Origin of the sequence: Massilia sp. AB1, from assembly GCF_018119385.1 — a bacterium.
Lineage (GTDB): Bacteria > Pseudomonadota > Gammaproteobacteria > Burkholderiales > Burkholderiaceae_D > Telluria.
This window is the reverse complement of record NZ_JAGKSG010000023.1, coordinates 70,338-81,839: the sequence shown is the minus strand read 5'-3', so window position 1 is coordinate 81,839 and position 11,502 is coordinate 70,338. Positions and strand designations below refer to the sequence as shown.

The following is an 11,502-nucleotide window of genomic DNA, read 5'->3' as shown; positions in this document are numbered from 1 at the left end:
CGGACTTCAACCCCCGGCCGGCCTGCGGGGGGCGGGCGCCCCCGGCGCCGCCCCCGCTTCAGCGCTTCACCGCATGCAGCCAGACGGCCGCGATGCGTTCCACCTCTTCATAGCCGGGCTCCCCGAGCTGACCGCCGAAAATATCCGGGTCCAGCTCCTCGTAATGCCAGTTGCCGCAGGCCCGTTCCAGCAGCGCCCGCACGCTGTCCAGGAAATGGTCGTCCGGGCCGCTGATCGCCACCCCGGTGTACAACATGAGGCTACCTCCCGGCCGCAGCCGTTCAAGCCCCTCTTCGACGATCCGGCGCGAGATTTCCGCGCCGCGCTCGCCGCCGCCATGGCGGTAGGGCCGCTCGTCCTCATCCAGGATGTAGGGAGGGTTCGAGACGATCAGGTCGAAGTCGCCTTCCAGCCCATCGAACAGGTCGCTCTGCCGTAGTTCCAGGTTGGCGGTACGCGCCAGGCGCCCGTTCACGGCGGCCAGCGCCAGGGCCTTCTCGTTGACGTCGGTCCCGATCACTTCCGCGTGCGGGAACTTGTGGGCGATCGTGATCGCCGCCGCGCCGCCTCCGCAGCCGATGTCGACCGCCCGCGTCGGCCCCGAACCCAGCCAGGGAAAGGCCCGTTCCATGGTGCCCACGAAGCGGTAGGTATCCGGACCGAAGAATACCGAGTCGTCCGCGTCGGTCGGGTAGGCCGAGTGGAACAGCAGCTGTTCGCCCAAGGTGGACACCCGCAGGGTCGAGCGCAGCAGGCTGCCTTCCTCCTTCACGATGCCGGCTTCGCGCATCAGCGCCAGCATGCGCGGCGGCAGCAGGTCCGGCGCGAAAGGCCGGCTCCAGCCGAAGATGCCGCGCAGGTCCAGCGCGCGCTCGTTCCCGGGGCGGCAGTTGATGCGCCGGTGGGTGGAGGGCGTGACGGTCATGAAACGGTAGCCTGCCTGGCGCAGACTGTTGCCCAGTGAAAGCAGGGCGGTGGCGTGGGACGGGTTCATGCTCCCAGCCTCGCACGCGGGCGAAGCGGCTTCCGTGCGTTGCCCAACCCAAGCGTGCACGGCTTTCCTGCAAAATTGCTGCACTATGTGAATGGTCGTACAGTGAGTGTGCCGGCCCCTGTCCATACTGGGCAGGACAGCCGTTCACAACAATGGGAGAGAGACGATGGCTACCAGAGAACGGGACGATATTCCGCGCGACCGCATCGCACGCGAAATCGAACGCGAACGCCACGAGCGCAGCCTGCATGACGAGGCGCGCGCGGGGATAGCGCCGGCGGACGATTTCCGCACCAAGGATGCGCGCGAACGGCCCGATACGAGCAACCTGAAGCGGCACGGAGGCAAATAGACCCCGGCGCCGGAGGAGAACAGCATGAAATGGGAAGGCGACCGTCAGAGCGACAACGTGGAGGACCGCCGCGGCGGAGGCGGTGGATTCGGATTCGGCGGGCGCACGGTGGGCATCGGCACCCTGGTGATCGCCCTGATCGGCGGCGCCATCTTCGGGGTCGATCCCGGCACCATCCTGAGTCTGCTGGGCGGCGGCTCGCCGGCGCCGGTGCAGCAGCAGACCCGCGCGGAGCCGGCCAACGACCGCGAAACCCAGTTCGTGCGCACCACCCTGGCCTATACCGAAGACGTGTGGGCCGCCATCTTCCGCGAGCAGGGCGCCCAGTACACGCCGGCGCGCCTGGTGCTGTTCGAGGGCGCCACGCCCACCGCCTGCGGCACCGGCCAGAGCGCCACTGGCCCCTTCTATTGCCCGCCGGACCAGCGGGTCTACATCGACCTCGACTTCTTCCGCCTGATGCAGCAGCGCTTCAATGTGTCCGGAGAATTCCCGCAGGCCTATGTGATCGCGCATGAGGTGGGGCACCACGTGCAGAACCTGCTGGGCCTGTCCGACAAGGTGCATTCCGCCCAGCAGCGCCTGTCCGAAAGCGAGGGCAATGCGCTCTCGGTGCGCCTGGAACTGCAGGCCGACTGCTTCGCCGGCGTATGGGCCAACCGCACCAACCAGCGCGAACAGATCCTGGAGCAGGGCGACGTGGAAGCGGCGCTGGCGGCGGCCTCGGCCATCGGTGACGACGCGCTGCAGAAACAGTCGCGCGGCGTGGTGGTGCCCGATTCCTTTACCCACGGCAGCTCGGCCCAGCGGGTACGCTGGTTCCGCCGCGGCCTGGACAGCGGCAAGGTGGAGGATTGCAACACCTTTGAAGCGCGCCAGCTATAAGGATGCATGCGCCTAAAATTTCTGTACGTGAATGCTTTTGCGTGCATCTTCGTAAAAAATCGGCGAATTCATCATTTCGTTTCCGTGCGCGTATCGCCTTCCTTGGTATTTTGACATAACGTGTTGGCACAACAGTTCGTCCTGTTGGGCGGACTTCGTCAAACCATTGAGGAGGAGGACTTATGCTGGCAATGAACTACCGCGGGCCTTACCGCGTCCGCGCCGACCAGAAGCCCGAACCGGTCATCGAGCACCCGGGCGACGCCATCGTGCGCGTCACCCGCACCTGCATCTGCGGTTCGGACCTGCACCTGTACCACGGCATGGTGCCCGACACCCGCGTCGGACATACCTTCGGCCATGAATTCATCGGCGTGGTGCAGGAAGTCGGCTCCGGCGTGCAGAACCTGAAGGTGGGCGACAAGGTCCTGGTGCCCTTCAACATCTTCTGCGGTTCCTGCTTCTTCTGCCAGCACGAGCTGTACGGCAACTGCCACAACACGAACGCCGAGGCCACGGCGGTGGGCGCCATCTACGGCTACTCGCACACGGCGGGCGGCTACGACGGCGGCCAGGCCGAGCTGGTGCGCGTGCCGATGGCCGACGTCGGCCCGCTGGTGATCCCGCACGACATCGACGACGACGACGCCGTGCTGCTCACCGACGCGCTGCCGACCGGCTACCAGGCGGCCGAGATGGGCGACATCCAGCAGGGCGACACCGTGGTCGTGTTCGGAGCAGGGCCGGTCGGCATCTTCGCCGCCAAGTCGGCCTGGCTGATGGGCGCGGGCCGAGTGATCGTGGTCGACGAAGTGGAATACCGGCTCGAGTTCGTCAAGCGCTATGCGCAGTGCGAAGTGGTGAACTTCCGCGAAGTGGACGACATGGCGCTGCACATCAAGAAGATGACCGACTGGATGGGCGCCGACGTCTGTATCGACGCGGTCGGCGGCGACGCGGCCGGCAGCATCGCCCAGACCCTGACCGGGCGCCTGATGAAAATGCAGGCCGGCGCGGCCACCGTGCTGCACTGGTGCATCAACTCGGTGCGCAAGGGCGGCAACGTGTCCATCGTCGGCGTCTACGGCCCGACCTTCAACGCCGTCCCGATGGGCAATGCCCTGAACAAGGGCCTGACCCTGCGCATGAACCAGGCCAGCGTCAAGCGCCACCTGCCGCGCCTGATCGAGCACATCCGCGAGGGCCGCCTGAACCCGAAGGAAATCATCACCCACCGGGTGCCGCTGGAGGAGGTCGCCGAGGCGTACCACATGTTCTCGAGCAAGCTCGACAACTGCATCAAGACCGTCCTGATTCCGCCCAACGCCGACCAGGTGCGTGCGGTGTCGGCAACCGCATTGCACTGAGGAGGGAATATGGAAACACGTCACGAGATGACCGAACACCACCACCACCACGGCGCGGAGGGGCATGTCCACGCGCATCCGACCCAGGGGCACATCGTGCCGCGCCGCCCGTCGCCGGATGAGCTGTCGCACATCCAGGGCTGGGGCGCGGACCTCGACCGCAAGAACCGCCCCGCCGTGCCGATGGAGCGCACGCCGCCGCGCTACACGGACGCCAAGGAAGGTTTGCCGGAGAAACAGCCGGAGCGCGTGGAGGTGCTGGTGTCGCCTGAGCGTCCCGGCATCACGCCGCTGTTCGGGACGGCGCAGCCGCCGTCCGGGCTGTCGGGGATGATCCGGCGTGCGGCGTTCAAGTCCACCGAGAACGATTTGCGGCACTGGATGCTTTTGCTGCTGGCGGACCGGGTCAATGTGGTCGAGGGCGTTGTCGACGACCTGGCGCATGGGAAGGTGCCGAATGTGTTCGCCGAGATGGGCTTGCAAGCCGAGTGGAAGCACAATCCGGGTGGGCTGGTGAAGAAGGCGGCGATTGCTACTGCTGTAGTAGGTACTGCCTGGTACCTCCTTAACCGGCGCGACCGCTATCGTTAAGCCCGTTCGCAGCATATGAACGTCGTTCCCGGCCAAGGGGGACGCCCAGTCCCGGGACGACGGTCTGTCGGCAAACTCAAAGGCATTAGCCGCCAGCCTTCCGCATCCGCATCACCACCTCCCTCACATCCTTTGCCGCCGCGCGACCCGCACCGGCAAATCTTTTGCGTCCAAGCAAATTCTCCTCTACAAGCTCGTCCACACTGGCCGATGACCCGTGCCCGCCCGAGGCCGGGACTGACCGGATGGAGACGAGATGATCCCCCACACGACCCCGCAGCATACTTCGCACAAAAGCCGGCCCTTCACCCGCACCGCGGCCTGTCTCGCGGCCGCGATCCTGCTCCTCCAGGGCGCAAGCGCCGCGCCCATCATGAGCCCGCCCCAGAGCCTGGACGCGAAGGGCAGGGCCTCGGTGCTGGGACAGCTCACCACCTCGCGCGCCGCCCAGGGCCTCGACCAGGACCATTCCTACCGCGTCCTCGGCCAGCATCCGGGCGCCCGCGGCACCCAGGTGGTGCGCGCGGCGCACACCTATAAAGGCTTGCGCATCTTCGGTTCCGATTCGGTGGTGGTGCTCGACGACAGGCTGAAGGTGGTGTCGGAAAGCGCCTCGCCGCGCCGGCTGCACCTGGGCCGGGGCGCGGCCAACCGCCTGGGCGCCAAGACCGTCAGCTTCAACGTCAGGCCGCAACTGGGCGCCAAGGCGGCGATCGCGGCGGCCATGGCCCACCTGGTGCCCGGCGCCGCCCACATCGTCGCGCCGCGCGCCGAGCTCCTGATCTATCCGGTCATGCGCGACGAGCGCGCACCGGGTGCGGAGAACAAAGCCGAGGAAGAACTGAACGCCGTCGACCTGCAGGAGACCGTCGACCACTACGAACTCGCCTGGCTGGTGCGCACTCGCATGCGCCTGGGGGAGCAGCCGCTGTACCACGACACCGTCGTCAGCGCGCGCGACGGCCAGCTGATCGACCAGTGGAGCATGCTGCAGACCGCGACCGGCGTCGGCAAGAGCCAGTACAACGGCGAAGTCCCGCTCAGCACGACCCTCTCCGACGGCCTGTACCGCATGCTCGACCCGGAGCGCGGCAAGGGCGGCACCTTCGGGGCGATGGCGATCACCAACGCCAACAACGGCGGCAGCGCCGGCAAGGTCTACACCAACGCCACCAACACCTGGGGCGACGGCAAGCAGTTCGTCGAAGGCAGCAGCACCACGGCTCCCAACGGCCAGACCGCCGCCGTGAACGCGATGTGGGGCCTGATGAATACCTACGACACCATGAAGAACGTGCTGGGCTGGCGCTCGCTCGACGGCCACGACACGGCCACCTACATCGCCGCCCACGTCAACCGCGGCTACGACAACGCCTATTACAGCGACACCTGCCGCTGCATGTTCATCGGCGACGGCACCTATTTCACCAGCCTGGGCTCGATCGATGTGATCGGCCACGAGATGGGCCACGGGGTGACGGCGGCGACCTCGAACCTGGTGTATGCGGGCGAGTCCGGCGGCCTGAACGAATCGAGCTCCGATATCTCGGGGGAAGTCGTGGAAGCCTACGCCCGCGCGGGCGGCAAGGGCGAAGTCATTCCCGACGAGGGCAACGACTGGATGCTGGGGACCGAGATCAGCCGCAACGGCACGCCGTTGCGCTACATGGTCAAGCCGAGCAAGGATGGCATCAGCCATGACGCCTGGAGCACCCGCCTGCGGCGCCTGGACGTGCACTACAGCAGCGGCCCGAACAACCGCATGTTCTACTTCCTGGCGCGCGGCTCGGATGCGGACAAGGACAGCGACGCCTACAGCAAGTACCTGGTCAAGGAACCGGCGGCCATGAGCGGCATCGGGACCGACAAGGCCTTCCGCATCTGGTTCCACGCCAATACCACCAAGTTCACGTCCAGCACCAACTACGCGGATGCGCGCGCCAAGATGATCCTCTCGGCGGAGGAATTGTACGGCAAGGACAGCGCCGAGGCGGTGGCCGTGCAGCGCGCCTACGCGGCGATCAACGTCGGGACGGACATCGACGAACCTGCCGGCGGCGCCGAGCTCACTCCTTGAGCAGCGGATACGGATTGAGCGGCGTGCCTTTCCACCACTGCTTTTCCGGCGTGAGTTCGACCACGGCGAAGTGCAGGTGGGGCGCGTTCGGATCCGAATTGCCGGTGACGCCCACATAGCCCAGCACGTCGCCGCGCTTGAGCACCATGCCTTCCTGCAGGCCGTCCGCATAGCGGTCGAGATGGGCGTAGTAGTAGGCGAATTTTTCGCTCGGGTCGAACTGGTAGACGGTCAGGCCGCCGGGCTTGCTCGTGAAGAGCTTGACGACCTTGCCGTCGGCGGCCGCGACCACTGGCGTGCCCTTGGGCGCCATGATGTCCAGCGCTTCGTGGTGGCGCTGGTTGCCGCGCGGCTGGTCGAAAGTGTCGGTCAGGGCCGAGGCCTTCACGCCCTGGACCGGCACCATCAGCTTGCCCGGAACGGCGGAAGCGGTCCCCGGCGTGGCGTTGGCGGCGGACAGGGAGCTGGAGGACGGACGCATCGGCAGCTCGGTGTCGGACAGGTCGGTCTGCACTACCGAGCCTCCCTGGCCCTGGGCGGGCGGCGCCGCTTCAGGCGCTGCGGGCGCCGCGGGAGCCGCCGCGGGTGCCGGTGGCGGCGGCGCCACTGCGGCCACCGGCGCCGGCTCTTCCGGCACCTCGTTCAGGAACACGAACAGCACCCCGGCGCCGACCAGCGCGCCGGCCAGGAAGGTCATCAGCCATTTCATCTCGTCCTCCGTTCGATCGTTTCTAGAGCATCAGTCCTGCAGGACCACCTCTGTTCCGGCCGCCACCAGGCCCGCCACTTCGGCGGCGCTCCAGTTGGTCAGGCGGATACAGCCATGCGATTCGGTCTTGCCCACGTGGCCTGGCACCGGGGTGCCGTGGATGCCGTAGTGCGGCTTCGACAAATCGATCCAGGCCACGCCCACCGGGTTGTTCGGCCCCGGCGCTACCTTGGCCTTCTTGTCGCCCGGCTCGGCATCCCAGAACAGCTTCGGGTTGTAGTTGTACACCGGATTCGCGTGCACGCCCTCGATCTTCCAGGTGCCGACCGGCAGCGGATCGTACTGGCTGCCGGTGGACGCCGGATACTGGGCCAGCAGCTGGCCGCCGGCATCGAACAGCATGAGGGTCTTGGTCGAATCGCGCACCACCACCTTGCTGGCCTTGGCCAGCGCGGACTTGCCGACGATGTTCGGCACAATGATCTGTTCGCCGGCGCGCGCCATGCTCTTGCCCGGGTTGAGGCGTTCGAGCAGCTTGGGGCTGGCGTGGAATTTCTCGCCCAGGCCCTCGACCGCGCTGGCGTAGCCGAGCGCCGGCAGCGAGGCCTTGGCCATCATATCTTCCGGCACCGGGCGGAAGGGACCGGCGACGTCGGCTTCCACCAGGGTGTAGGTCAGGAGGGTCGGACTGTTGTCTTCGTTGAGCGCGTTCCAGGTGGCCTCGTCCAGCTTGCCGGTGACCGGCAGCTTGCGTGCGGCCTGGAAGCCGCTCAGGGCCTGGCGCATGTTGGAGCCATAGGCGCCGTCGATCTCGCCGGGCGAGAAGTGGGCGCGGTCGAGCAGCACCTGGGCGCGCAGCAGGCGCTCGAATTGGGCCTGCTTGGCGCTCGCCTGGCCCCGGGCTGCCGGGGCCGTTCCCGGCATCGCCCGCTGGCCAGGCATGGCCAGGGTGGCGCCGGGCGCCGGGGCTTCCTGTGCGGGTGCGGGCAGTGCGGGCTGGGCCGCGGGCGGCTGCGTGTTGCCGGCCTGGGCTGCGCTGGCCAGGTGGGGAAGGGCGCCGATCAGGGCGGCCATGATCAGGGGGGCGGTCATCGTTCGTTTCATATCGTACTCCTGCTCTCGCTTCTGGAGTTTCCAGCGTAGAGAGGCCCAGCAGTCGAGTCTGTGCGAGAACGAACCCAGCATGCTTTCAGGAATGGAGGAGCGGTCGCGCTACAATCGGCGCCTATGTCTCCCACGATCCATACGATTACTCTGCAGCCGAGCGGTGAAAGCTTCGGCGCGGACGAGAGCACCACCCTGTTGCACGCGGCGGAACACGCGGGGCTGGACTTGCCCAGTTCCTGCCGCAACGGCACCTGCCGCACCTGCATCTGCCGCCTGCGCAGCGGACAGGTGGCCTACCTGATCGAGTGGCCCGGCCTGTCGGCCGACGAAAAGCGCGAGGGCTGGATCCTGCCCTGCGTCGCGGTGGCGCGCAGCGAGCTGGTGCTGGAAGCGCCGCTGGCGCGGCGCGTGGCCTCGCTGTTCAAGGATTGAGGCCGAGCGCGCCCTCGATGACGCGCAGTACTTGCGGCCAGGCGGGCGAGCTGGCCGCCACCTCGTCGTAGTGGCTGGCCTCGGGCAGGATTACGACCTCGGCGCGGTCGCCGGCGGCGCGCGCGCGTGCGGCGTAGTCGTGCGCCACGCGCGGCGGCGAGATGGTGTCGAGGGCGCCGGTTACCAGCCAGGTGCGGCTGCCGTTCGGCGTGAGTTCGGCGGCATTGGTATCCACGAACACGTCCGGCCGCTGCGCGCTTGCCGTGCCGGCCAGCTGGGCGGTATCGCGTCCGCAGCTGGACTGGATCAGGGCCGCTTCCTTGCGCAGGTCGGCCAGGCCGCCCAGGCTCACGATATGGCGGACCGGCAGCGGATTGGTCCGGTACAGGGGGCTGCTTTGCGGAATGCGTTCCCGTCCGGCGATCCATTGCACCAGCTGGCCGCCGGCCGAATGGCCGACCGCCACGATGCGGTCCAGGTCGAGCGGCTGCTTGCCGGCCTGGGCGCGCAGGGCGTCCAGCGCCGCATGCATGTCCTCGTACATGCCCGGATAGCCGCCGCCCGGCTCGTCCACCCGCCGGTATTCGACGTTCCAGACCGCGATGCCGCGCTGCGCCAGGGCGCCCGCCATGTTGCGCAGCTGGGCGATGCCCCCGAACTTGCTGGTCCAGCAGCCGCCGTGCACCAGCACGGCCACCGGGAAGGGGCCCTGCCCCTGAGGCAGGAACAGTTCCGCGTACTGCGAGGCCGCCGGGCCATAGGCGATGCGCGCGCCGGGCGCGGGTCCGCTCAGCGCCAGGTAGTCGGCCAGTTTCATCGGCGCGGCCTGGGCGTGGAGGGCGGCCAGGAGGGAGAGCGGAAGCAGGCGAAGAAGGCGCATGGGCGGGTGTCGAATGAAGGGGCTTCCACTATAGCCGAGCCGCCGCACGATTGAAAACCTGCCCGCCGCATCCGTGCTAGGCTGCGCACGACACCCAACGTTTTGATCAGGAGGCATACGATGAGCAATTCCAAATCGAGCGGACAGCAGAACCAGCAATCGGCCAACAACAACAAGTCCGAGCAGGACCAGGCCAAGGAACGCGCCGGCGTGAGCGACAAGAGCAGCCATGACCACATGTCGCGCGAACGCGCCAGCACCGACAAGGGCGCGGGCGGCGGCGCGAAGCAGAAGCAGAACCATTAAGCCGCGGCCTACGCAGCTTTCGCGGCGGGCGCCCGCCCGCCGCAGCATTACCCACGGAGGCAAGCCCTTTGCCTTCCCGCTCTCGTGCGCCGCGCCGCATGGACGGCGCACGGTTTCGACTTCACTGAGTCACTGAGAGGCCCACCATGAACATGCTCACGGCGCAGGACCCTCTGCGCGATTTCACCACCATCGAGGCGCATATCACGCCCGAGCCCGACACGCCCACCGATCCGAAGCAGCCGCCGCCGCAGCCGCCGGTGCCGGACGACGTGCCGGATCCCACCAACGCTCCCGTCCAGGAGCCGCGCCTGCCCGAACCGCCGATCCGGGCAAGCTGAGTTAACGCTTCAGTTACCGCTTCATTCAGGCGCCGGAGGCCTGGCGGTTGCCGGACTCCGGCTGGGCGCCCTTGCCCTTGTCTCCTTCGCCCTGCAGCGGCTGTCCTTCGCCGGATTGCCGGTTGGAGGGCGGCAGCGGCGGAATCTGGCGGATCATCTCTTCGGTTTCGCGCTGGCCAGGGGTCTTTTCGCCGCTGCCGATGTCGGCCTCGTCGAAGATGCCGGGCCGGCTGTTGGCCGGGTCCGCCTTGGTCGGATCGTTCATGCTGTGCTCCGGTAAAAGTTGTCAATGTCGTATGATCCTAACAGGCCCCCATGCCGTCCGGCGCGCGCTAGGCGGAGGCCCGGTGTTGCTTTTTTGCCGCCCAGGTGTGCCGGCGTGCTGCTTGTCACGCGGCTGCAATGCATGGTTTTCTATAATTAAAGCCATACCACCCCACGGCAGGAGGAGACAATGGGTTCGACTTTGTACAACAAGATTTACCTGGGACGCGGCGCCGTCGAGACGCGCCGCATGCAGCTGGCGATGGCGCTGGGACTGGCCGCCAGCCTCGGGCTCGGGTGGTACGCCTTGCGTTCGCTGCGCTAGCAACGCAGCCCCGCGGCGTCGCCGCAGTTGCCGCAGACGGTCGCCCCGGTTACCATGGCGCGCCCTGATTGATTTGAAAGCGGTAATGAAGAACGAAAAGCTGACGACAGACGAATACGACGCCCTCGAGCTGGTGCGCCGTGGCACGAAGAAGGATACCTCCACCGCCTGCGTGGGGCGCAACGCCAAGCGCCTTTCGGGCCTGAAGATGATCGAATTCGGCCGCGACGGCCGCATCACGCTGACCAGGAAGGGGCAGGAAGTACTGTTCCTGCGCCGCTGCGTGGTGGGATTGCGCGCCCTGGCGGAGGATCCGCAGGCGGCGGTCGACGCCGAGGTGCTGCAGTTCCTGAACCTCAAATCGCACGTCGCCGCGAACGAGGCGGGTGGCTACCTGCTGACCGAGAAAGGACGGGAGTCGCTGGCCGACATCGTCCAGCAGGAAAAGAAGCGCTGAGGGACAGGCATGCCCGGCCCGAGCGGCCGCGGCATCGCGCGAAAACCGCGCCGCGCCTCGGCCCGGTTCGCGCTCAGCGTGCGCGCAAGGCGCACGTGAAGGACTCAGTTGGCGCGGCGGCGGTGCGGATAGACCAGCACCCGGACGGCCACTTCAGCCGGGACGTTCATCGTCGCCAGGAATTCGGCTGCGCGCTGCAGGCCGAGGGTCGGAACCGACGCGATCGCCTGGTTCACCAGGTCGCGCGTGCGGCTGTCGGTGCGCTGCCTGCGCTGTGCTGCTTCGGCGGGCAACTCACGCGTTTCGTTCATCATCGTATTCTCCGGGACTCGGGATTGCAAAAGAGACACGGATATTGTATCGCTAATGATGTCGTATTGGCCACAAAAAGTTATTTGTGGTCAATTTTTTTTGC

The 11,502-nt window shown here is 67.2% G+C and carries 16 protein-coding genes; 10 read left to right on the top strand and 6 right to left on the bottom strand.

The genetic code is table 11. The features are described 5' to 3' along the window. Positions 1–58 precede the first annotated feature (58 nt). Positions 59–994 carry a class I SAM-dependent methyltransferase gene (locus J8847_RS14725; protein WP_211525462.1) on the bottom strand — a complete coding sequence of 312 codons (936 nt, stop codon included), beginning with the start codon at positions 992–994 and terminating at the stop codon, positions 59–61. A gap of 166 nt (positions 995–1,160) precedes the next feature. On the opposite strand from J8847_RS14725, the gene J8847_RS14720 reads away from it, so the two are divergent. From J8847_RS14720 to J8847_RS14700, 5 genes are all read left to right on the top strand, one after another. Next, complete coding sequence (locus J8847_RS14720) at positions 1,161–1,346, top strand: hypothetical protein (RefSeq protein WP_211525461.1); 186 nt, start codon at positions 1,161–1,163, stop codon at positions 1,344–1,346. Between the two features lie 24 nt (positions 1,347–1,370). Beyond that, positions 1,371–2,231 carry a neutral zinc metallopeptidase gene (locus tag J8847_RS14715; RefSeq protein ID WP_211525460.1) on the top strand — a complete coding sequence of 287 codons (861 nt, stop codon included), beginning with the start codon at positions 1,371–1,373 and terminating at the stop codon, positions 2,229–2,231. A 182-nt stretch (positions 2,232–2,413) separates the two neighbouring features. Next, positions 2,414–3,598: a zinc-dependent alcohol dehydrogenase gene (locus tag J8847_RS14710; protein ID WP_211525459.1), complete on the top strand. Its 1,185-nt coding sequence runs from the start codon at positions 2,414–2,416 to the stop codon at positions 3,596–3,598. A gap of 9 nt (positions 3,599–3,607) precedes the next feature. Beyond that, positions 3,608–4,189 carry a hypothetical protein gene (locus J8847_RS14705; protein ID WP_211525458.1) on the top strand — a complete coding sequence of 194 codons (582 nt, stop codon included), beginning with the start codon at positions 3,608–3,610 and terminating at the stop codon, positions 4,187–4,189. Positions 4,190–4,445: 256 nt separating this feature from the next. Next, positions 4,446–6,266 carry a M4 family metallopeptidase gene (locus tag J8847_RS14700; RefSeq protein ID WP_229429621.1) on the top strand — a complete coding sequence of 607 codons (1,821 nt, stop codon included), beginning with the start codon at positions 4,446–4,448 and terminating at the stop codon, positions 6,264–6,266. Here J8847_RS14700 and J8847_RS14695 read toward each other — a convergent pair. Beyond that, the gene (locus J8847_RS14695) at positions 6,256–6,975 is read right to left on the bottom strand and encodes a M23 family metallopeptidase (protein ID WP_229429622.1); all 720 of its coding nucleotides are present in this window, start codon (positions 6,973–6,975) and stop codon (positions 6,256–6,258) included. The two genes, J8847_RS14700 and J8847_RS14695, sit on opposite strands and share 11 nt — an antisense overlap. Before the next feature lie 30 nt (positions 6,976–7,005). Further along, a complete protein-coding gene (locus tag J8847_RS14690) occupies positions 7,006–8,079 on the bottom strand; it encodes a L,D-transpeptidase (RefSeq protein ID WP_211525457.1) in 1,074 nt (357 codons plus the stop codon). 123 nt (positions 8,080–8,202) lie between these two features. On the opposite strand from J8847_RS14690, the gene J8847_RS14685 reads away from it, so the two are divergent. Further along, positions 8,203–8,514: a 2Fe-2S iron-sulfur cluster-binding protein gene (locus tag J8847_RS14685; RefSeq protein WP_211525456.1), complete on the top strand. Its 312-nt coding sequence runs from the start codon at positions 8,203–8,205 to the stop codon at positions 8,512–8,514. On the opposite strand, the gene J8847_RS14680 is transcribed toward J8847_RS14685, so the two are convergent. Next, entirely contained in the window at positions 8,504–9,394 is an 891-nt protein-coding gene (locus J8847_RS14680) for an alpha/beta hydrolase (RefSeq protein ID WP_211525455.1), read from the bottom strand. The genes J8847_RS14685 and J8847_RS14680 overlap by 11 nt on opposite strands. 120 nt (positions 9,395–9,514) lie before the next feature. Here J8847_RS14680 and J8847_RS14675 point away from each other — a divergent pair, with 120 nt between their 5' ends. Then, on the top strand, positions 9,515–9,700 hold the full coding sequence (locus J8847_RS14675; protein WP_211525454.1) for a hypothetical protein: 186 nt from the start codon (positions 9,515–9,517) through the stop codon (positions 9,698–9,700). A 146-nt stretch (positions 9,701–9,846) separates the two neighbouring features. After that, positions 9,847–10,041 (top strand): hypothetical protein, encoded by a 195-nt coding sequence (locus J8847_RS14670; protein WP_229429623.1) that lies wholly within the window; start codon positions 9,847–9,849, stop codon positions 10,039–10,041. A 25-nt stretch (positions 10,042–10,066) separates the two neighbouring features. Here J8847_RS14670 and J8847_RS14665 read toward each other — a convergent pair whose 3' ends face one another. Further along, on the bottom strand, positions 10,067–10,306 hold the full coding sequence (locus tag J8847_RS14665) for a hypothetical protein (protein WP_211525453.1): 240 nt from the start codon (positions 10,304–10,306) through the stop codon (positions 10,067–10,069). A 189-nt stretch (positions 10,307–10,495) separates the two neighbouring features. Here J8847_RS14665 and J8847_RS24360 point away from each other — a divergent pair, with 189 nt between their 5' ends. Next, positions 10,496–10,630: a hypothetical protein gene (locus tag J8847_RS24360; protein ID WP_267876282.1), complete on the top strand. Its 135-nt coding sequence runs from the start codon at positions 10,496–10,498 to the stop codon at positions 10,628–10,630. Between the two features lie 85 nt (positions 10,631–10,715). After that, positions 10,716–11,087, top strand: a complete 372-nt coding sequence (locus J8847_RS14660) for a hypothetical protein (RefSeq protein ID WP_211525452.1) — start codon at positions 10,716–10,718, stop codon at positions 11,085–11,087. 104 nt (positions 11,088–11,191) lie between these two features. On the opposite strand, the gene J8847_RS14655 is transcribed toward J8847_RS14660, so the two are convergent. Next, entirely contained in the window at positions 11,192–11,401 is a 210-nt protein-coding gene (locus tag J8847_RS14655; protein ID WP_211525451.1) for a hypothetical protein, read from the bottom strand. Positions 11,402–11,502: the final 101 nt, after the last annotated feature.